General features: G+C 39.2%; 19 protein-coding genes. 6 read left to right on the forward strand and 13 right to left on the reverse strand.

Features of this window, described 5'->3' with window-relative positions:
* The first annotated feature begins 47 nt into the window (after window positions 1–47).
* A complete protein-coding gene (locus R0J88_RS13670; protein WP_410900179.1) occupies window positions 48–1,253 on the forward strand; it encodes an aromatic amino acid transport family protein in 1,206 nt (401 codons plus the stop codon).
* An 86-nt stretch (window positions 1,254–1,339) separates the two neighbouring features.
* On the opposite strand, the gene R0J88_RS13675 is transcribed toward R0J88_RS13670, so the two are convergent.
* The 4 genes from R0J88_RS13675 to R0J88_RS13690 form a co-directional block, all read right to left on the reverse strand.
* On the reverse strand, window positions 1,340–2,530 hold the full coding sequence (locus R0J88_RS13675; protein WP_410900180.1) for an amino acid aminotransferase: 1,191 nt from the start codon (window positions 2,528–2,530) through the stop codon (window positions 1,340–1,342).
* An 80-nt stretch (window positions 2,531–2,610) separates the two neighbouring features.
* A complete protein-coding gene (locus R0J88_RS13680; RefSeq protein WP_286888997.1) occupies window positions 2,611–3,270 on the reverse strand; it encodes a GAF domain-containing protein in 660 nt (219 codons plus the stop codon).
* A gap of 56 nt (window positions 3,271–3,326) precedes the next feature.
* Entirely contained in the window at window positions 3,327–4,979 is a 1,653-nt protein-coding gene (locus R0J88_RS13685; RefSeq protein WP_410900181.1) for a SpoIIE family protein phosphatase, read from the reverse strand.
* Window positions 4,979–5,284, reverse strand: a complete 306-nt coding sequence (locus R0J88_RS13690; protein WP_006794681.1) for an STAS domain-containing protein — start codon at window positions 5,282–5,284, stop codon at window positions 4,979–4,981. The genes R0J88_RS13685 and R0J88_RS13690 overlap by 1 nt, the downstream gene beginning before the upstream one ends.
* A 134-nt stretch (window positions 5,285–5,418) precedes the next feature.
* Here R0J88_RS13690 and R0J88_RS13695 point away from each other — a divergent pair, with 134 nt between their 5' ends.
* On the forward strand, window positions 5,419–5,748 hold the full coding sequence (locus R0J88_RS13695) for a translation initiation factor (protein WP_010555944.1): 330 nt from the start codon (window positions 5,419–5,421) through the stop codon (window positions 5,746–5,748).
* A 15-nt stretch (window positions 5,749–5,763) separates the two neighbouring features.
* Here R0J88_RS13695 and R0J88_RS13700 read toward each other — a convergent pair whose 3' ends face one another.
* On the reverse strand, window positions 5,764–8,775 hold the full coding sequence (locus R0J88_RS13700) for an EAL domain-containing protein (protein ID WP_410900182.1): 3,012 nt from the start codon (window positions 8,773–8,775) through the stop codon (window positions 5,764–5,766).
* 359 nt (window positions 8,776–9,134) lie between these two features.
* Here R0J88_RS13700 and R0J88_RS13705 point away from each other — a divergent pair, with 359 nt between their 5' ends.
* Entirely contained in the window at window positions 9,135–10,292 is a 1,158-nt protein-coding gene (locus tag R0J88_RS13705) for a chorismate mutase (RefSeq protein ID WP_008132528.1), read from the forward strand.
* A 59-nt stretch (window positions 10,293–10,351) separates the two neighbouring features.
* Here R0J88_RS13705 and tyrA read toward each other — a convergent pair whose 3' ends face one another.
* The 6 genes from tyrA to ffh form a co-directional block, all read right to left on the reverse strand.
* On the reverse strand, window positions 10,352–11,485 hold the full coding sequence (gene tyrA, locus R0J88_RS13710; RefSeq protein WP_410900183.1) for a bifunctional chorismate mutase/prephenate dehydrogenase: 1,134 nt from the start codon (window positions 11,483–11,485) through the stop codon (window positions 10,352–10,354).
* Window positions 11,486–11,931: 446 nt separating this feature from the next.
* Window positions 11,932–12,291: a 50S ribosomal protein L19 gene (gene rplS / locus R0J88_RS13715; RefSeq protein WP_008132530.1), complete on the reverse strand. Its 360-nt coding sequence runs from the start codon at window positions 12,289–12,291 to the stop codon at window positions 11,932–11,934.
* A gap of 33 nt (window positions 12,292–12,324) precedes the next feature.
* On the reverse strand, window positions 12,325–13,092 hold the full coding sequence (gene trmD, locus R0J88_RS13720) for a tRNA (guanine(37)-N(1))-methyltransferase (protein WP_410900184.1): 768 nt from the start codon (window positions 13,090–13,092) through the stop codon (window positions 12,325–12,327).
* Window positions 13,092–13,628 carry a ribosome maturation factor RimM gene (gene rimM, locus R0J88_RS13725; protein ID WP_006792802.1) on the reverse strand — a complete coding sequence of 179 codons (537 nt, stop codon included), beginning with the start codon at window positions 13,626–13,628 and terminating at the stop codon, window positions 13,092–13,094. Before rimM ends, trmD begins: the two co-directional genes overlap by 1 nt.
* A 17-nt stretch (window positions 13,629–13,645) precedes the next feature.
* Complete coding sequence (gene rpsP / locus R0J88_RS13730) at window positions 13,646–13,894, reverse strand: 30S ribosomal protein S16 (RefSeq protein ID WP_006792801.1); 249 nt, start codon at window positions 13,892–13,894, stop codon at window positions 13,646–13,648.
* 260 nt (window positions 13,895–14,154) lie between these two features.
* A complete protein-coding gene (gene ffh / locus R0J88_RS13735; RefSeq protein WP_006792800.1) occupies window positions 14,155–15,534 on the reverse strand; it encodes a signal recognition particle protein in 1,380 nt (459 codons plus the stop codon).
* 249 nt (window positions 15,535–15,783) lie between these two features.
* Between ffh and R0J88_RS13740 the strand changes: the two genes are divergently transcribed.
* Both R0J88_RS13740 and R0J88_RS13745 read left to right on the forward strand, forming a co-directional pair.
* Window positions 15,784–16,590, forward strand: a complete 807-nt coding sequence (locus tag R0J88_RS13740; RefSeq protein WP_006792799.1) for an inner membrane protein YpjD — start codon at window positions 15,784–15,786, stop codon at window positions 16,588–16,590.
* 61 nt (window positions 16,591–16,651) lie between these two features.
* The gene (locus R0J88_RS13745) at window positions 16,652–17,923 is read left to right on the forward strand and encodes an HlyC/CorC family transporter (protein ID WP_008132535.1); all 1,272 of its coding nucleotides are present in this window, start codon (window positions 16,652–16,654) and stop codon (window positions 17,921–17,923) included.
* Window positions 17,924–17,966: 43 nt separating this feature from the next.
* Here the strand turns inward: R0J88_RS13745 and R0J88_RS13750 are convergent, their stop codons facing one another.
* On the reverse strand, window positions 17,967–18,581 hold the full coding sequence (locus tag R0J88_RS13750) for a transglycosylase SLT domain-containing protein (protein ID WP_039036803.1): 615 nt from the start codon (window positions 18,579–18,581) through the stop codon (window positions 17,967–17,969).
* A gap of 134 nt (window positions 18,582–18,715) precedes the next feature.
* Complete coding sequence (gshA, locus tag R0J88_RS13755) at window positions 18,716–20,293, reverse strand: glutamate--cysteine ligase (RefSeq protein ID WP_410900185.1); 1,578 nt, start codon at window positions 20,291–20,293, stop codon at window positions 18,716–18,718.
* 441 nt (window positions 20,294–20,734) lie between these two features.
* On the opposite strand from gshA, the gene R0J88_RS13760 reads away from it, so the two are divergent.
* Entirely contained in the window at window positions 20,735–22,282 is a 1,548-nt protein-coding gene (locus R0J88_RS13760; protein WP_006792795.1) for a methyl-accepting chemotaxis protein, read from the forward strand.
* Window positions 22,283–22,318: the final 36 nt, after the last annotated feature.

Genomic DNA, 22,318 nt, shown 5'->3' on the forward strand with positions numbered 1-22,318 from the left:
TTCTAGTTATATGGTGCGTGTAAATTAATAATAATTAAGGTAATTAAGTGCTCAAAAATAAAACAACAGGCAGCATGTTAATTGTAGCTGGTACCACTATTGGTGCTGGTATGCTTGCTTTACCTATCGCTTCTGCTGGCTTAGGTTTTATGACTGCACTTGCACTCATTGTTGCAAGCTGGATATTAATGACTTACACCGCCTTGCTGATGCTAGAGCTACACCAGTTTGCCCCTCGTGATGCAACGTTAAATACACTTGCTAAACGCTGGCTTGGGAAGCGCGGTCAATACATTGCCAATTTTTCAATGGTGTTTTTATTTTATGCTTTATGTGCAGCTTATATCGCAGGCGGTGGTGCTCAGCTTCAAGAGCGGATCAACCTTGGATTTGACTTAGAAATTGCCCCCCAATTTGGCTCCGTTATTTTGGCGGTCATTATTGCAAGCGTGGTTACACTAGGGACTAGCAAGGTAGATAAATTTAATAGAATACTTTTTTCAATCAAGGTGATTGTTTTAGCTTGCTTATTTTATATGCTTACGCCCTATGTACAAGCAAAGCACTTGCTCGAAATGCCTGTTGAGCAAGGGCTAATATTATCGGCAATTCCTGTGATATTTACATCTTTTGGTTTTCACGGCTCTATCCCATCAATTGTTAAATACGTAGGTCTTGACATAAAAGTTCTGCGTAAAGTGATGATTGCAGGCGCAGCATTACCCTTGGTCATTTACATATTTTGGCAACTATTAAGCCAAGGTATTATGAGCCAAAGCGATTTACTAAATAGTGAGGGCTTAAGTGGTTTTGTTGCCAGTGTTGCAGGTATTGCACATAGTTCAAATGTATCTATAGCGGTGAAATTATTTGCTGATTTAGCGTTAGCGACTTCATTTTTAGGTGTAAGCTTAGGTTTATTTGATTTTTTTGCTGATGCATTTAAACAAGGAGATAACAACCAAGGCCGTGTTATAACAGCGCTTATTACATTTATTCCGCCTTTGGGGTTTGCTCTTTTTTACCCGCAAGGCTTCATAATGGCCCTTGGCTATGCCGCCATTGCTTTAGTTGTACTGGCTGTATTTTTACCTGTTGCTATGGTTTATAAACAACGTGCCTCAACCAGTACCAACACTGGTTATAAAGTACGCAGTGGTCGTACAGGGCTATTGATTGCAGCGTTATGTGGTGTGCTAATAATTACTGCGCAATTTATGCAAATGAGTGGGGTTATACCTGCAATTGGTTAAAGCTTGCTTTTGTAATACCAAAATTTAGTTAATAAAAAACCGCACACCATGATTAATGAAGTGCGGTTTTTTTATATTAGCTACGTTTATTTACAAACGTCAGCAACTGCATTTGCAAAGTAATCAAGGTTTGCTTTGCTAACACCGGCTACGTTGACACGACTTGAGCCAACAATGTATATGCCGTACTCTTTTTGTAATCGCTCAATTTGCTCTTTATTAATACCCAAGAACGAAAACATACCGTGTTGACGTTCAATAAATGAAAAGTCTTGTGCTATGTCTTTTGATGCTAAGCTTTCTTTAATTAAACTACGAAGGCCATTAATACGCGTACGCATTTCCTCAAGTTCAGCATGCCACATTTGCGTAAGCTCTGTACTGCTTAAAATAGTGTTAACAATATCAGCACCATGTGCCGGAGGCATTGAATAAATGCTACGTACCACACTTAACATTACTGAGTTTGACACATCAGCTGTCGCACTGTCTTTTGCAATTAATGAACATGCACCGATACGCTCACGATATAAACCAAAGTTTTTAGAGCACGATGAGCAAATAATTAACTCTTCAACGGCATCAGCTAAAATACGAAGTCCGCGTGCATCTTCTTCTAGTGAAGAGCCAAAGCCTTGGTAAGCTATATCTACTAATGGTGTAAAGCCAACTTCTTTAGCAAGCTCTGCTACTGTGTTCCACTGAGCTTCGTTTAAATCCATGCCACTTGGGTTATGACAGCATGCGTGTAATAGCACTACATCACCCTTTGGTACTTGCTTAAGGGTATTGATCATCTCATCAAATAGCAGGTCTTTATTTTCGTAGTCGTAGTACGGGTATTCTTTTACGGTTAAACCCGCAGCTTCAAATAAACTAATGTGGTTTGCCCAAGTAGGTGTGGTAACCCATACAGTTGCATCTGTATTACAACGCTTAATAAACTCAGCAGCAACACGAAGTGCACCTGTACCACCTGGTGCTTGTGCTGTACGCACGCGATTTGCTAATAATGCTTGGTGCTCACCAAGTAATAGCTGTTCCATTTTTTGACAGTAGTCTAAGTTACCTGCTAAGCCAATATAAGATTTGCTTGTTTCATTTTCTAAGCGGAATGCTTCTGCTTTCTTCACTGCGTTTAATACAGGTGTATTACCGTGCTCATCTTTATAAACACCCACACCTAAATCAATTTTATTAGGGTTTGTATCTTTTTTATAGGCCGCCATAAGGCCAAGAATAGGATCGGTTGGTAATGGTTTTAATACTGAGAACATGGGCTATCTCTTATCTATATTTATGGGTTAGCAATTAAGCTTAGCTTAACATAAAAGCACATCACGTTGACTAGTGTTATTTACACGAGTGAGTGAGGAATTTTAATACAACACGCAATTAAAATGGCCAAAACTTTGTCATCAAAAAAGTCATTATCAAATGCTTCAGCATCAATAATACCTACACACTCATTTTGGGCATTAAATAAAGGCAAACATACTTCAGATTTAACTTTAGGGTCACAGGTATAATACTCTCCACCTTGTGCTAGATACTTCTCTACATTATTAATAATGCGACCTTTTTGTGATAACGCCACTTGAACATTATTGCTTCCTGCAGCAAAGGCCTCTGTAAGCGGAAATAGAGGGCGGCTAGGTACACCATGATAAGCAAGCTTTAAAAGTTGTTTACCTTCGTCTGTGTCTGTTGATTGATAAATACCATACCAGTCAACACCCGTTTGCGCGTGTACATAGTTAACAATACTTTGCAGCTGTGCAAGCTTGCTATTGGTATTACTATCGTTACTTAAAAAATCAGCAAGGTTAAAAGGCTCATCTTGCAAGTAACCAAATAAGCTACACGCCCCGCCTTCACCTAATTCAGGTATTTGATACTGCCAACGCGTTTCTGGTAAAGATGTATGCGCTAAATAGTGCTCAAGCTTTTCAAGCTCGGCTGTAATTAAGTTTGCATTAACGCGCAACTGCGCTTGCGTTAAATAAGAAGAAATCATTTGGCCATCCATACATCTAAGTTTCCAGAAATAATAGCATGGATATTTTCACAGAGCTAGATCAACTTATAGGACATTTCAACTTGGTTACCACTGGCGTTATATGTGACTTTTTCTGCAATTTCTTCAAGCAGTGAAAGACCACGCCCAAATTCATTATTGCCACTCATTTCATCATTTGATTGGCTACTGAACCCCCTCCCCGAATCACAAATGATAAAATACAAACTGAGTGTTTCTGGGCAGTAGCGTATATCAATAATGATCATGGCATCTTTTAACTCATTTATGGCTTTCTCACGCATTTCATAAAACTTAAAAAAACCGTCTTCTTGCAGCTTTATTGCGGAGTCTAATCCTAAAACACCATGATCAAGTGAATTATTATAAGCTTCAGAAAGGAGTAAAAAAATGTTTGAGCGATGGTCATTTAATCCCTCAATACGACTAAGAATATTGACAATATCGTAGACAGGATCGGTTTGCTTAATTTGCTTTGAATTAAGGCTTAATGACAAATTGAAGGCAAGCGTTGAAAAAGGCTCTCTCGGCTTTTCTTCCACCTGCAAAGGCAAACAGTTAAGCAAGACAATGCTTACATCATCTTGCTGTTGTAAGCCCTGCGCAAAATCACTCACATCAGCAATTATATCTTCACAAGAGATCATGGGCTTACTTTTTAATGATGCTATAAAGCGTTCTTCAGCAAAAAACTCGTCCTGCTTATTAGTGGTTTCTGTTATGCCGTCGGTAGCAAAAACTAAACGTGTATCACTATTTACTTCAAAATGTATTAAATCGTACTCAAATTCATGTTTGTCTAATATACCCAATGCCATGTGTTGAGATTCTAATGTCTTTTTTATATTACCTTCAGTATCGATCAAATATGCATCGGGTAAGCCACCAAGCCACGCTGATATACTTTTTCCTGACGCACTGAGCTCCACAATGGTAGCCGCGCAAAACATATGCCCCGGTAACAGGTTGTAAAGAAGTGTATTTAGCTCAAAGGCAATATCATTAACGGCCTTACCTTTATTTACCATTGTATAAAATGCGCGAGAGACAGGTAGCGCACCTATAGCAGCTGCCAAGCCATGCCCAGTAAAGTCACCCAGCATGCAATACAAGTTACCAATGGGACTTTGTGCAACTAAAAACATGTCACCATTAAACATGGATGCTGGCGATAAATTAAAATCTAGATGTTGCTTAAAATCATCTTGATATTCGAGTGAATTATTAAATATGTGTTCCACTATTTCGTGTTCACGTTCAATTTGATTGTGGTGATACTCGAGTAGTTTTTTTTGTTGGTTGGCTTTTTTGCTTAGCTCACGAGTTCTTCTATGAGCTTTAATTTTTGCGTGAAGAATAACTTTATCAAATGGCTTGTGGATAAAGTCATCTCCGCCAACTTCTAAACATTTTTCAAAACTTGCTTTGTCGTCTAACGAAGTAATAAAAATAATAGGTAAATAAACTTCACTGTATTTATTTTTTATTATTTTGGCTGTCTCAAAACCATCCATAACCGGCATTATTACATCGAGTAACACAATGTCTATGGCTTCATGCTCAAGGACTTTAATTGCTTCTTGGCCGTTGAAGGCCATCGATACTTGATAACCTTCATCTTTGAGCATTTGACTTAATAAAATACGGTTTAATGCCTGATCATCGACAATAAGAACGTGTGCTGCCATTAGCTAATATCAAATTTCTTATCGAAGCGCGATATTTGTAATATTTTTTTCAGCTGTGGCTGGCAATTAGTGATTTCAAACACAGTCACTTTATCTTCTAATGTTTTTTTCATATTTAAAAGCATGCCTAGTGCAGAACTATCCATATAGTCAGTTTCTCTTAAATCTACAATCACTTTGTTAGTGCTACTGTCTATCTGAGCATAGGCTTGGCGAAAAGACTGCACTAAATTAAAGTCAAACTTTCCCTTTATTTGTATTGTTAGCGCTTTCCCATCGGCTGATGTACGGGTAGTTAAATTCATCGATTTCTCCGTTAAATGTATCTTTGATTAAATATAACCTGTTAAAAGTATTTAGCAAAAAGAAAAACACACAACAGCAAATTTGCTATTATTTACGCCATTATTTAATACATTTTGACTGAATAAGGTAAACCATGACAGATAGTCACTTAGTATATTCAACAAGCACTGGACGTATTGACCAGCCAAAACCAGAAAAAGAGCTTGATATTAAGCTTTTCAAAGATGGTTTTGTTCGTATTGAGCGTCAAACAAAAGGTCGCAAAGGTAAAGGCGTAATGCTTGTTGTTGGCATAGACCCAAAAGAGCATGACTTAAAAAAGTTAGCTAAAACAATAAAAAGTAAAATGGGCCAAGGTGGCGCTGTAAAAGAAGGCGTTATAGAAGTCCAAGGCGATGACCGAGATAAGTTAAAAGCAATTTTAGAGGGCTTGAAGTTTAAAGTGAAAATTGCGGGTGGTTAACCCGCAATTATAAAACTACATTACTTTTTTAAATGGTACTTCACCCAGCTTTAAATATAAGTCTGGTAAATCAGACTCAGGGATTGGCCGGCTGTAATAGTACCCTTGCACTATAAAACAGTTGTTGTTTTGTAAAAACTCAACTTGATCTATGGTTTCTACCCCTTCAGCAACCACATCTAAATTAAGCTTTTGAGCCATTGCTATAATAGCGGCAGTAATCTCCATGTCATTGCTATCTTCTGGGATATCTTGCACAAATGAACGATCTATTTTGAGTATATCTACCGGGAAGCGTTTTAAATAACTAAGCGAAGAATACCCCGTTCCAAAATCATCAATTGAAATAGAAATACCTAGCGCTTTTAGCTCATGAAGTTGAGCAATAGCAGCCTCTACGTTCCCCATCAGCATGCTTTCAGTTAACTCTAAATGTAATCGTTTAGCCGATACGCCCGATGTAATAATCATCTTACTTAGGGTCGGCACAAGATTCGAATCTTTAAATTGGCGAGCAGATAAGTTAATCGATACGTTATTTTCACGGTTTTGCTCTGTCAATCTCACAACGAAATCACATGACTCCTGTAATACCCACTCACCTAATTCAACAATAAGCCCTGTCGCCTCAGCTATAGGAATAAACTTATCTGGCGGTATTAAACCTTCTGTTGGGTGGAACCATCTCAATAATGCCTCGTATCCTACAACCTTTTGAGTACGGCTATCTATCTGCGGCTGATAATAAACCACAAACTGATCTTCTTTTAACGCAATACGCAATTCGTTTTCTATAAATAAGCGCTCATTTGCGGCTGCATTTAGCTCTTGGCTATAAAAGTGGAACGTATTTCGCCCTTTCTCTTTGGCCTCATACATTGCTAAATCCGCGTGCTTTAATAATTGATCTTCTTCGAGGCTGTCATATGGCGCCATAGTAATACCAATACTCGCGCTTATAATTACTTCGTTATTTCCTAGCATAATAGGCATATTAAGCGTTTGTTGGATTGTATGTGCTACATCGGTTGCGTGTTCTTGGCTTTCAATTCCACTGAGTAATACTGCAAACTCATCGCCGCCTAAACGTGCAATCGTATCTTCTGATCTTAGGCGCTTCTTCAATCTATTCGCGACCTGTATTAATAATTGATCGCCTGCGTCATGTCCAAGGGTGTCATTAATTCGCTTAAATTCATCTAAATCAAAGTAAAAAAGTGAAAAGGCATAATGACCACGTTCTGCAAGCGCAAGAGATTTGCGCAACTGCATTCTGAAGAAGGTTCTGTTTGCTAAACCTGTTAGCGTGTCAAAATAAGCGAGCTGTTCCATTTTGCGCTGGCTTTCTTTAACAAACGAGATATCTTGTGCGGAAGCAACATAACTTGTGATATTACCGCCTTCCTCTCGTATCGGTGAAACGCTCAATGAAACCCAAATAGGCTGTTTGTCTTTGCTTTCAATTAACGTATCACCGCGCCAATAGTTACGACTACGTAGGTCTATATCAATATCTTCAACCAAAATAGCCATATCAGACGCAATAATGTTTAAAAGTGGCGCTCGAGTGAAATGACTTTCTGGATAACCTGTCATCTCTAACATTTTGGGGTTAACGTATTCGATAACAAAGTTCTCGTCAGTTATAACAACACCTGTGCCAGAGAAAGCAACTGCTTTTGATAATCGATTAGCTGCTTTTTCGGCTATTTCTTTTTCAGTTATTCGCTGGTTAAGTCCATCTATTAATTTACGAATTTCAACCGTCATATCTTTAAACGAACCGTTAAGCGTACCAATTTCGTCTTTGTTCTCTTCTGGAAATTGAGTATCTAGTTTGCCCTGACCAAAGCTCGATACCGCATAAACAAGTGAATGCAATCGGCGTAACACAAGATGCTGCAAGGCTTGATGCAATAACAAGGCAACTAAAATAGCGTAAAGAATAAAAAGACCAAAAAACTTAAGTTTCAAATCTTGCAGAGCAGACAATGTAGAAGAACGCTTTTTATAAACCCCTATGTACCAATCTAGCTGATCAATTTTTTGAATATTGATTAAGTGTGCCTCGTCATTTTGTAAAAAAGAACTTGCATATTCTGGAAGCTTTGTCGCAATTGCCTCACTAATAATTGACTTGAGCTGAGGGTTTACAAACTCGTCCATAGCCACTTTTTTATTATTTTTTCCGTATTCAGCAAGTAATGAAGTACTCAAATCTGGGTGGGCTAATAATTGGCCTTTACTATCAAAAACAAGTAAGTTTTTTTCTTTGTCTCCTATAGGTAGAAAAGACACGAGTTTATTAAGCGTAATATCACTGCCTGTAACCCCTATAAATTCATTATTCGAATAAATAGGGACCAGTAAACTGATCACCCAATCATGCCATACTCTATCGTAGTAAACCTTTGACCATTCAGGCTCTACAGAGTTGCCTAAACTTTCGCGAACATACTTATAAGTTGAACCACCGCTTACTCGAAAATCAGCAGGAGCATTTAACGCCCAATTAGGTGGCGATATTCTGATAAAGTCATCATTGGTTATAAGGTAAAAATTGTAGAAGTCATAAACTAATGTTGGTGAGATAACATCCCATAGTGCTTCAGAGTTATTAAATAACTGTTTGTAAAAAGGTGTGAACTTTTCTTGTGGTAAAAACGCGGCAGATAAACCATCCGATGAAGCGCTTCGAATAGTGCCATCACTATTAAACTGTAATTGTGCTTTACTGGTTAGATCAATTGGGGAGTTTTTTTGAAATAACTGCTCATTAACTATGTTGTTAGCTTGCTTAGCAATGTTAACTTTTGTTTCTATTCGTTCTTTAAATTGCCTTACTAATAAATCGGTCGAGCTTTTTAGTACTTCGTGCTCTTCAAAAACCAGCTGCTTTTCCTCAGATTTAAGCATAAAAAAGGCAGCACAAACACCCGCAATTAAACAAATTGAGGATATGAGTAACGACAATTTCACACTTAAAGAGTTTATTCCAAAACGCGATGGAGGGCGTCTATATAGCACAAGCCAACCTTAATTATTAATAGTTGTTATTATTTAGCTGTTAATGAAATATACCAGATTCAAATTCATTATTATAAATTTTTTGTAAACTTTATAAAAAAATTACAAAAGTTGAAATAATCAATACTTAAGCACTATCTTAGTAAAGTATGTTATTGACATTACCCCTAACTCTCCATACATTAACTACATGAACATATTTTATTCTCGCATTATTTTTTCTTTTTTTAGCTTCTTTATATAAAAGAGGCTGGCCTGTTTGTGAGATAAATCAATCGAATAGTAAAGCCTCCCAACCGGGAGGCTTTTTTGTATATGCTGCATTTACGCAGATGACTTTTGGAATGAGGAACCCCAAAATGACCAACGATGTATTAAACACATTAAGACATGATATAAATGAAATAGACTCTGACTTACTCGTACTCCTAGCTAAACGGCGCCGTATTAGTCATGGTGTTGTTGAATATAAAATTGCAAATAACAAGCCTATTCGTGATGAAGCCCGTGAACTAGCACTACTAGAAAAATTAATTGGTTATGGCAAGTCACTTGGCTTAGATGCGTATTATGTAAACAATGTTTTTCAAACAATCCTAGAAGACTCCGTATTACACCAGCAAGCAATGCTGCAAAAAAACCTAAACCCTGATGCATTAAGCGAAACACACCGTGTTACTTATTTAGGTGGGCAAGGCTCATATAGCCAACTTGCTTGCCATAAGTACTTTAGCCGTCGCCCCGGCAAACTCGTTGAAATTGGGTGTTCATCGTTTGAAGAAATCACCTCCAAGGTAGAAAGCGGGCAAGCAGACTTTGGATTACTTCCTATTGAAAATACCAGCTCAGGCAGTATTAACGAAGTATTTGATTTACTACAACACGCACAAGTATCTATTGTTGGTGAAGTGACACACAGTGTTGAGCATTGCTTATTAGCTAAACCTGATACACAACTTGAACAGCTCACAAAAGTATTTGCTCATCCACAACCCTTCGCGCAATGTAGCCGCTTTTTACAAGGGTTAGGGGATTTGCAACATGAAACATGTGACTCAACATCTTCAGCGCTTCAATCTGCGCTCAGTACACCAAATAGTGCTGCAATTGGCTCAGCTCAAGCTGGTAAAAATGTAGGCCTTGAAGTTATTAAATCAAACTTAGCTAATCAAAGCGAAAACCACAGCCGCTTTATAGTCGTAGCGCGTAAGCCTTTGCATGTGTCGAATCAAATACCAACGAAGACCAGCTTGATCATGTCGACCAAACAACAAGCCGGCTCACTTGCTGATGCACTGATGATCTTCAAGCAACACAAAATAAACTTGGTAAAACTGGAATCACGCCCTACCCCAGGCAACCCATGGGAAGAAGTGTTTTATGTTGATTTAGAGGCAAACTTGGCTGATACCCAAGTAAAAGAAGCGCTAGAGGAACTTAAAGAACATACCCAATATGTGCGCATATTAGGTTGCTACCAAAGTGAAACATTACAAGCTGTTAGTGTGAATACTTAAATATAGACTATTAAAAAAGGGCACAAAATGTGCCCCCTTTACATTTATTTGATGTAAAACTAGTCGAGCACCTTAGCGTCATTCGCTTTATTAAGTAAACTGCGGCTTTGTGTTAAAAAATGCGCAGTTGAGTCTGAAAAATATGATTTAGCATCTGCAAATGCCTCCATTAAGGCTGCTTTATCACCTACCCTAAGCTTTTCAAGCGTTTGAGCAAAGGTATCTTGGTATTGAGCTAACAAACTTTCAACGTCATCAAACTGAGCCAACATTATATCGGAATAAAGCTCAGGTGATTGCGCAAACAAACGCCCTACCATCATTAGCTCTAATTGATATATCGGCGACGAGCAACTTCGTAACTCTGCTAAAGTATGGCTTTGCTTTGCTAAAAACTGCCCATAAACAAACGTTGTTAAATGTCGCATTACCTGAATTATTTGCATAGCTTCATCGTGCTTTTTAGCATCTAGCTCTACAAGCTGACACCCCCACACTTGTAACTGCTCTAATAGCCCTTTTGCCGCCTTATGTTCTCTGCCCTCACATACAACTACCGTTTGTTTTACCCAATGTGAAATATCAGGCCCAAACATAGGGTGTAAACCAGCAACTGGACCACTATGAGCTGCTTTTAATGCTTTAATTGGCGATTGCTTTACTGATGTAATATCTACGAGCAAACAGTCATCATCTAGTTTTGGTAGTTTAGCAACTACAGACTCTAAAGCATTAATAGGTACACTTATCATGACCAGTTTTGCACCGGTTAAAATGCTTTGGGCATCATCTTGCTGCTCTTTATCTAATATTTTGACGTCATAACCTGAGCGCATAAATTGTTGGGCAAATAACTGCCCCATCGCCCCTTGACCGCCCACAATAACAATAGGTGAAAGTGATGGCGCTGCACACGCTAACTTAGCCTGTTGGTTTTGATATGCTTCACGCATCATCCGCCTGAGAATATCTTCCACTAGATCGGGACTTACATTTTGATTAATCGCTTCTTGGCGCCTAGCAGCTAGTAATTCAGCTTCACGCTCTGGTGCATGTAAAGGCGCACCTGTTTGCTGTTTGATTTCACCAATTTTTTGGGTAATACCATTGCGTTTAGCTAATAAGGCAACAAGCTGCGCATCGCATTCATCTATACCTTGTCTTAGTTGGGCCAAATCACTTATATTTGCCACGTCCAATCCCACCTTGAAAAAATCAAATTTCGTAAATTTATATTTACATAAAAGTAAACTAATCAATACGATAAATACTAACAGGATACGTTAGACGTTAAAAGGGCTGATCACATATAGCAAGGTTAAAACCAACGGTGAATTTATGTTATCAGTCAGATTATGAGCAACATTTCAAAAGCTTTTGAAGGGAATGATCAATGAGTCTTCAGTTTCTTAGTAGTGAGCTAAATATCGATAAACCCATTGCGTAAAAACAATAAAAAATTTTAAACCTAAGCTGCAGTAAATAAAAAAGAGAAACGTTCTTTGTGCCAATTTATTTCAAATATGTAATATTGCCTGCGCCACTCAACATTACAATAAAAATCTAGACCGCTTAAAAACGAAAACGGGTTGCAATCCGAAGACTGCAACCCGTTTTTTGCGTTGATAAACAGCGCGTATTAGTTAAGTTTTTCTCTAATACGTGCAGATTTACCAGAACGCTCACGTAAGTAGTAAAGCTTAGCACGGCGAACTGCACCGCGACGCTTAACTGTTACGCTATCGATAAGAGGGCTGTGCGTTTGGAATACACGCTCAACACCTTCACCGTTCGAGATTTTACGAACTGTGAATGCTGAGTGAAGACCACGATTACGCTTAGCGATTACAACACCTTCAAAGGCCTGTAGACGCTCTTTAGCACCTTCTTTTACTTTTACCTGTACAACCACTGTATCACCAGGGCCAAATGCAGGTACGTCTGTTTTAAGCTGCTCTTCTTCAAGCGCTTTAATAATATTTTGGTTTACTTTTGCCATTATGTTTCTCACTTTCCTAGGTGTAACTGTCTTCTAGCCACAAGCTTTTTGGTACTCTTGCTGAAATTCTGCGAGTAATACCGCTTGCTCCTCAGTCAGAGCTAGGTTATGCAACAAGTCAGGACGTCGTATCCAAGTTCTGCCTAATGACTGCTTAAGCCGCCACCTTGCTATCGCTTGGTGATTACCACTGAGTAATACAGCAGGAACTTGTTTGTCGTCCAATGTTTCTGGTCGTGTGTAGTGAGGGCAATCTAGCAAGCCATCCGAAAATGAATCTTGCTCTGCTGATTGGTTATGACCTAACACGCCAGGCACCAATCGCGCTACTGCGTCAATTAATGTCATGGCAGGTAGTTCACCACCACTCAAAATAAAATCACCAATTGACCATTCTTCGTCAACGTATGACTCTATTATTCTCTCATCTATACCTTCATATCGACCGGCAATCAAAATCAGTTTTTCAGAGTTAGCGAGTTCGCTAGCCCCTTGCTGATCAAGTTTGCGCCCTTGTGGGGACATATAAATTACTTTAGCACCATCACCTGCCGCTTTTTTAGCGTCAAGAATAGCTTTTTCCAATGGTTTAACCATCATTAACATACCTGGTCCGCCCCCGTAAGGACGGTCATCTACAGTTCTGTGCTTATCTAAAGCATAGTCACGTGGATTCCAGCAGTTAAAATCAATTAATCCATTTTTTACTGCGCGACCAGTAACCCCTTGTTGGGTAATTGCGTCAAACATGTCCGGGAAAAGGCTTATCACCCCAACCCACAATGAACTAGTTTGAGTCATTAAAACCCAGGATCCCAGTCTACGGTAATTTCTTTTACGTCGTATTTAACATCTTTGATAACTGAATCAGTTAAAAAAGGTATTAAACGCTCCGATTGACCAAATGCATCTTTACTGTTTGCTTTCACAACCAGTACATCATTTGACCCTGTCTCCATCAAGTCATCAACAGTGCCTAAGTTATAACCTTTATCAGTTACAACCGACATGCCAATGAGATCTCGCCAATAGAACTCACCTTGCGGTAGTTCTGGTAATTGCGTTGCATCCATTGAGATTTCTGCATGGGTATAAGCCATTGCTTCGTCTCGATCGTTTACTTGCGCAAATTTAGCGATAAAGCCTTTGTTGTGGCGACGCCAGTCGACCACTTCTAAGGACTGCCATTTACCTTGTTGCCCTATCAACCACGGGCTGAAATCGAAGATCCCTGCGGGATCATCAGTAAATGAATGTACCTTAAGCCAGCCCTTTATACCATAAGGGGCGCCGAGCTTTCCTACGACAATTATTGATGAGGTGTTCTCTTGACTCATGGTTACACTTACGCCTATTAAGCCGCTTTACGAGCGTCTTTAACTAATTTAGCTACACGATCTGAAAGACCTGCGCCTTGACCTACCCAGTGATCTACACGAGATAAATCTAAGCGAAGTTTTTCTTCCTGACCCGAAGCGATTGGGTTAAAGAAACCAACTTTCTCGATGAAGCGACCGTCACGCGAGAAACGGCTATCCGCAACCACAATTTGATAGAAAGGGCGTTTTTTAGCGCCACCACGTTGCAAACGAATAGTTACCATACCGTCCTCTAAATAGATTGACTGTTTTCATTAATAAGATTTACTCCCCAGTATGGGGAGCCGGTGAATTGTACGAGTTTTTAGCAATAACGCAAGTAAGAAGTGAAGCAAAAAGCCAGTTTAGTAGGTTAAACCGTGATCTAGGCTAAAAATTAGAGTTAATGCAGTACAGAGTGCATAAATTATTCAACAAAAAAGGAGCAATTTGCTCCTTTTTTGTATGCGTTGTGATTAATTAAAGTGCAACGCTTACTAAAAATCTAAAATTTTGGACCGCCGCCGCCCATCATGCCCGGTGGCAACATGCCTTTCATACCGCGCATCATTTTTTGCATGCCGCCTTTACCTTTCATTTTTTTCATCATTTTTTGCATCTGCGTAAATTGTTTAAGCAACTTATTGATCTCTTGTACCTGTGTGCCAGAACCTGCTGCAATACGTTTTTTACGCGACCCTTTAATGATTTCAGGACGAGCTCGCTCCTGTTTTGTCATAGAGCTGATGATAGCCTCCATTTGAATAAAGGTTTTATCACCCATCTGACCTTTTACCGCGTCAGGTAAATTAGACATCCCAGGGAGTTTATCAAGCATCGACATCATGCCGCCCATATTTTTCATTTGCTTTAACTGGTCAGCAAAGTCATCCAGCGTAAAGCCTGCACCTTTAAATACTTTTTCGGCAACTTTGGCAGCTTGCTCTTTATCCACTTTCATTTCGACTTCTTCGATTAATGAAAGTACATCACCCATGCCTAAAATTCGCGATGCAATTCGGTCAGGGTGGAAAGGTTCAAGTGCGTCTGTACGTTCACCGACACCCATAAACTTAATGGGTTTACCCGTAATATGACGAATAGATAAAGCAGCACCGCCTCGGGCGTCACCATCTGTTTTAGTTAATATCACACCAGTAAGTGGCAGAGCTTCGTCAAATGCTTTTGCAGTATTTGCCGCATCTTGACCCGTCATAGCATCAACAACAAATAATGTTTCAATTGGGTTGATAGCTGAATGAAGATCTTTAATCTCATCCATCATGTCGCTATCCACATGCAAGCGACCCGCTGTATCAACTAATACAACATCAATAAACTTCTTTTTAGCGTGTGTAATAGCCGCAGTAGCAATATCCACTGGCTTTTGTGAAATATCACTTGGAAAGAAATCCACATCAACTTCTGTGGCTAACGTTTCAAGCTGCTTTATTGCTGCAGGACGATAAACGTCGGCACTAACAACAAGCACTGATTTTTTCTTGCGCTCTTTTAAAAATTTAGCAAGTTTACCAACACTGGTCGTTTTACCGGCACCTTGCAAACCAGCCATCATAACAACTGCTGGCGGTTGTGCGTTTAAGCTCAGCTCTTCGTTTGCTTCGCCCATCGCTTTTTCAAGCTCTTCACGCACAATTTTTACAAACACTTGCCCAGGCGTTAAGCTTTTAGTTACCTCAACACCCACTGCACGTTCTTTAACTTGCTTTACAAAATCGCGAACAACTGGCAAAGCCACATCGGCTTCCAAAAAGGCCATGCGCACTTCGCGAAGAGTATCTTTAATATTGTCTTCTGTTAGGCGGCCACGGCCACTGATATTTTTTAAGGTTTTACCTAATCGTTCTTGGAGATTCTCAAACATGTATCGGTTCCGATAAAACGTTATACCAATTTAATTACTCAGCCGATTTAGCTACTAGCTCGACTAATGACATTGATATTATTAAATTTGAATTAAAAACAGTATACCGTAAATAGTGGTGGACAATACAGTGTTCAAGTGCAGTGAATTAAGTTTCTTTTTTAAGGTCTATTCATTTGCGTTGCTATAAAATACAATACGTTTGTACTTGCAAGGATTTTTTGACTCAAATTAAGTGGCCCAAGCAAAATGCTGATCATCAGTTTAACTATTATCACCAGTTTATTTTATGTGTTAGCAACGTCACACGTGCTTTCACGGCTTTTTCATAAACAAGGCCCAAACCAAAAAGTAACTGTTATCTTGAGTACCGTCGCTATATTGGCGCATATGTTGTTATTGGTGAACTCGGTGTTTCGTTCTGACGGTCAAGATCTAAGCATTGTAAATGTCGCACTGCTAACCTGTTGGGTTATTGTTGTGTCTGTAACAGCTGTCTCCTTAAAATTTCCAGCCACTTTATTATTGCCCGTAGTGTATGGCTTTGCAGCGCTTTTATCTGTTGCAAGCTTATTTATACCCCATCATATATTGCTGCAAAGTATAGATGTTGAGCTTGGTTTGGTTGCCCATATATCACTTTCCCTACTCGCTTACTGTATCTTAATTATTGCAACCTTATACGGCGTGCAATTTTACTTTATAGATAAACGCCTTAAGCGCAAAGATCTCGCCATTGTGCATAGCCATTTACCTCCGTTGATGGTTGTTGAGCGCCAGCTTTATCAACTGCTTAATCTTGGTACTGCGCTGCTTACAATTGCACTCGTGTGCGGATTTGTATTTCTCGATGGCATGTTTGCCAAAGAGTTTATCCATAAAACCATACTTTCGTTGGTGGCATGGGCTATTTTTGTTGTAGTCGCTCTTGGCCATATTAAACAAGGTTGGCGTGGTAAACCTGTGGTAATTACCATCATGGTTGCAGCATTTGTCCTCACATTAGCTTATTTTGGCAGCCGTTTTGTACAAGAAGTCGTACTAAACAAGTTTTAACTTGACTCTAGTTGCTCACTCTAGCTTAATACGCATTGATTTATAAAAAAAGGATCCATCGTTGGACGACATATCGACAAGTACCCTGTTTATCACGTTAGGATTATTGGTACTTTTTTCTGCTTATTTTTCTGGTTCTGAAACTGGGATTATGTCAATCAATCGTATACGCCTGCGACATCTTGCAAAGCAAGATCACCGTGCAGCTAAACGAGTCAGTAAATTACTTAGCCGTCCCGATAGGCTTATTGGCCTCATTTTAATAGGTAACAACCTAGTAAATATAGCCGCAGCTCAAGTTGCCACTATTATAGGTATCCGCCTATACGGTGATTTAGGTATCGCAATAGCAACTGGTGTACTTACCTTGGTTGTGCTTATATTTGCTGAAGTAACACCTAAAACACTCGCAGCCCTTTACCCTGAAAAAGTAGCCTTTCCAAGCTCAGTGATACTTAAAGGCTTGCTGAAAATCATGTTTCCGTTTGTTGTAGTTGTTAACTGGCTAACTAACGGCATATTACGTTTATTTGGTATTAGTGCAGCTCAAATCGATGAGCACAGCATGAGCAAAGAAGAATTAAAAACAGTCGTGAACGAATCAGGTGCTTTATTACCTGCTCGTCACCAAAGCATGCTGACTTCTATCTTAGATTTAGAACAAGTTACTGTTGAAGATATTATGATCCCACGTAACGAAATTGTGGCGATTGATATAAACGACGATTGGAAAGTAATTAGCCGCCAGCTAACACATGCGCAACATACACGTGTTTTGTTGTATCGCGATAATATTGATGATGCAGTCGGTTTTATTCACTCACGTGATGCGCTGCGACTTTTAACAAAAGAGCAATTTGACAAACCGTCACTATTGCGTGCAGTTCGCGAAATTTACTTTATCCCCGAAGGCACATCATTAAATACACAACTGTTTAAGTTTCAACAATCAAAAGAGCGAATTGGTATAGTTGTTGATGAATACGGCGATATTCAAGGACTAGTAACCCTTGAAGACATTTTAGAAGAGGTGGTGGGCGATTTCACGACCACTCAAACACGTACGCCAAGTGAAGAAGTGACAACACAACCTGATGGTTCGTTTATTGTAGATGGTGGCGCAAACGTCCGTGACTTAAATAAAGAAATGGAATGGGACTTTCCTCTTGATGGCCCTAAAACATTAAGCGGCTTAATTGTTGAATATTTAGAAGATATTCCTGACGCAAATATCAGTTTACGTATTGCGGGATACCCATTAGAAGTACTCGAAGTAAAAGAAAACATGATTAAACAGGTTAAAATACAACCTAAAAAACGTACTCGTCAATAACAAATAAGGAGCCATAAGGCTCCTTATTTACGCTGTTGTCCGATTAAGTAAATAACCGCTCCAACCAGCCTTTATCAAGCTCATCTTCACATCGCTTTAATTGCGTGCCATAACGACTTGCTCTATTTTTTACTTTGTTGGCTACGCTCATTAACCATTTTTTCTTCTTATATGTGCCACGTTTATACCCGCCCCAGCCTTCATGATAATTAAGATATTGAGCGTAAGCATCCCATTTTGAAATGCCGTTTACTTTATGCGTTTTATAAACAAACCACGCCATAAAGTCGATTGCATCATCAAAGTCATCCCTATCTGCTCCGCTGTTACCTGTTTCACGAACGTAATCAGCCCAAGTAGGCGTTTTAGCTTGTGAATAACCGTAGGCTGAGCTTGCTCTACCTGTTGGTATAATCCATAAAAAATATTCCATAGGCGGAGCTGCATCGTGCTTAAACGAACTTTCTTGATACATCATGCTCATGAGTACATGTTTAGGAGAGCCCCACTTGTCTTGCGCGTCTTTTGCATCAAAATACCAGTCAGGCTTTTCTTCAAAAATTTTACAAAGATCATTTGGCTGTTTAGGTGGCGCTGTAGCACACCCGGCAAGGGTAAAAGCGAGAGTGAGAGATAAAATAAGTGCTTTTTTGTTCATTTTTGTGTTCTCACTGAACTTTTATAAAAAGTGTTGGTCGTAATAATTAATGCGGCTGTATAGCATTGTTTCATCCCTGAATATTATTTACGCAGCCATATTAGGCTGCGTTTTTTTTGAGTGCATGTTGGCTATCAGTTTTTATGAAAATACTCATCTAAAAACGCTGTAAACGACTGCGCATCTGCATTTTCTATATTACGCTGCGCTTCATTTGACTGCTCAACTTGCTGCTCGAGCCACGGCTTTAAAAACTCACTGTAATCTGTTCCTATGTGGCTTTGCTTATACTGGTTTGCTAAGTCTAAGGCAAAGTGACCATTGTCTAAACCTGACTCTTTTAGTTTTGCTACATATCGCCCAGAGTAAGTAAGCGAAGGATCATTAACCCACGTGCTCATTCGCTCAATTGTTTCAGAGTAATAACTCACGCCGTAAGCTTTATCCATCCACTTTGCAACATCAGTTAATTGAGCAAATATTTGATTCCCCCAAGATTGCAGGCTACGCGGAGTATTATTATCGTTGAGCATCAACCCTTGCTCTCTACCCTGATTTACAACCGCATCTAAATTTTCAGTGCTGCGAGCCTGCTCTTTCCAATCCATGTTTGGTGAATCTTTTAATAAGCAATACGTTAAAAATACATCTAAAAAGTGAATTTGCTCTATATCGATACCCACTTCACTAAATGGGTTTACATCTAGAGCACGAATTTCAACATATTCTATACCCGCTCTCAATAGTGCATCTGTTGGCGTCTCACCACTGTTCGCATTACGTTTAGGGCGAATTGGCGAATAAAATTCATTTTCTATTTGCAGAATATTTTTATTTAACTGTTTTGGCTGTTCGCTAGTGTAGTCGTCAATGTCGCTGTATATATCTGATGGTGTATTGATGGCCTTTTTCAAACCAGCAACATATTCATCAAGCGAGTTATACATGACACGCAAGGACGATTGTGCGCTGTTTGTGTAACCTAAGTTACCTAAACGCAGTGCAGTGCCGACCTCTAAGTACAAGGTACCTTTACCTAACTTTTTAAACGGTAAATCTGTTTTACGACCTTGCAAAAATGAGTTACACAGGGCAGGCGATGCGCCAAACATATAACTAATAAGCCACAGCTCGCGTTTGAAGTTTCTTATCAGCGATAAATAACCATCAGATATAAAATCCTGCAAGCTCGTATTACTTTGCTTTAACGAATGCAGAGACTTCCAAAGTGACTCTGGAAAAGAGATATTAAAATGCACGCCAGCTATAGCCTGCATCATACTGCCGTATCGATTTTTTAGCCCTTCACGGTAAAGCGTCTTCATTTTTCCTATATTCGAGCTACCAAACTGAGCAAGTACGATATCGTCTTGGTGGTTGATGAAGCACGGCATACTGATAGGCCAAAGCAGTTCGTCACCCATATTTTCAAGCGTGAACTTTTGAAGATCGCGCAGTTGCTTTAATGTTTGCGTTGATGACTCGCTAACCGGTGTAATAAATTCAAGTAAAGATTCAGAAAAGTCAGTCGTTATATGACCATTGGTTAGTGCACTCCCTACCCCTTTAGGATGACCTGTAGGAGATATAGCACCGTTGCTTTGTATTCTTAGCGACTCTCGTTCAATGCCACGTTTAATGCCTTTAATTGCGTTTTGGTGTTCACCAGTCGATAACGCGTTAAGCGCATTTGTTAGATCTTGTGTTGTCAAAAATATTTCCTCGGGCCACGTGGCGTAATCATACGGTTATGGGGGCTAATTACCGATTACTCAAGATTAAATTGTTAAGAACCATTTAGTTTTTTCAATTAGTCTTAAAATCCCTAATTTGAGCATACGCTTGATTTAACTATCTTCGTAAAATTATGTTGTAATCTTGCCATTGCTATTTACTTTATACAATTGCTTTACGAAGGTATTTATTAATAACACGGTATGCAATGAAGCATTAAACCAATGCGGATAGGAGACCTGTTATTTCGATTAAAGAATTCAATTTTATTTCGCTGACGTTATTAACCACAGAAATCTTGATATAGATCAATAAAGCATTCAATTCATCGTCAATATAAACATAATCGAGCTTTAATTTTGCTTTGTGTAAATAACTGAATATACTTCAGTTAATTAAAAAGGATGATAGTGAATGCAATGCATAGCAATAAAACATTAATTAATGAAGAAGTTCATTTTGATGAGTCACAAGAGCTTGTTTCAACAACCGATTTACGCGGTGTTATTACCTACGCTAATACAGAATTTTGTACAGTTGCTGGTTACTCAATACAAGAGCTTGTTGGCAAAAACCATAATATAGTTCGCCACCCAGATATGCCTAAAGCAGCGTTCAAAGAAATGTGGGAAACATTAAAACAAGGTCACTCTTGGCGCGGCATGGTAAAAAATCGCTGTAAAGATGGCCGTTACTATTGGGTTGACGCTTTTGTTACGCCAATTTTTGAACATGGCCAGCTGGTTGGCTACCAATCAGTAAGAACAAAACCGAGTCAAGCACTCAAAAATAAAGCGCAAAGCTTATACAACACCCTTAATGCTAATAAATCATTGTTCAGTATTCGCGAACAAACTGGAGTTAGGCAGAGTATCACCATAGCGTGTGTGTTACTTTGGTTAATAAGCTCTTTAGTATTTGCTCCAATAGCCATTGCTTTACTTAATGTTATTGTTTGTATATTAGTAATCGCCCTAAATTACGATGAGCTTGTTGCAACCCCTAAAATATTGCGCGAGCATAAAGCTAAATCGGACTCTGTTTCTCGCTATATATACAGCGGTACCACAGCCCACAGCGTTAGTGACTTCAAAGAACAACTGCTAAATGCCAAGTTGCGTACTGTACTTGGGCGAATGAAAGATTCAACTCTTAATTTTAATAGTATTGCGACTAATTTAGACAAACAATCAACACTTACAGAGCAAGGAATTGCTTCTCAGGGTGAGCGCTTGGAACAGATTGCATCTGCGATGACTCAAATGGGATCGACCATTGGCGAAATTTCAGTAAACACAGCTGAAACGGCAGATAAAGTAAACGCAACGCATAGCAGTTGCTCTGAAATCAAAATACACATTGCTGATAATAGTAATATGATTTCTGAACTAGCAGTGCAAGTTGAGCATGCAGCAACCACCGCAAGTAGCTTGGCCTCAGAAGCTGATAAGATTGGTCAGGTAATGAGTGAAATAGAAGGCATTGCAGATCAAACAAACCTACTTGCACTTAACGCAGCAATAGAAGCAGCTAGAGCGGGTGAGCATGGCAGAGGGTTTGCTGTCGTTGCCGATGAAGTAAGAACTTTATCGTCTCGTACACAAAGTGCTACAACACAAATTCACAGCTCAATAAAAGAAATACAAGATACTTTATTTAGCTGGTCAAAAGTGATGCAAGACACAAAAGAGCAAGCCGATAATTGCGTTAGTACCACAGAAAAAACGCAAGTGGAGCTAGAAGGTATCTTTTCTCAAATTAGTGAAATATCGCATTTAGCCATTCAAATATCGTCTGCAGCAGAAGAGCAACAAATGGTGAGTAACGATATCAGCAACAATGTGACTGATATTAAAGCCTTTGGCGATAACAATTTGAGTTTAAGCTTTGAAGTAGCTAAAGGTGCAGCAGAACTGGTTGAAGGCTCACGAAAAGTAAATGACTTGCTATTAACTTTTAAAGTATAAACATTATAGGTTAAAAAACCGCTTAGTTTCAGGAGA

Origin of the sequence: Pseudoalteromonas sp. SIMBA_162 (genome assembly GCF_046535955.1) — a bacterium.
GTDB lineage: Bacteria > Pseudomonadota > Gammaproteobacteria > Enterobacterales > Alteromonadaceae > Pseudoalteromonas > Pseudoalteromonas marina.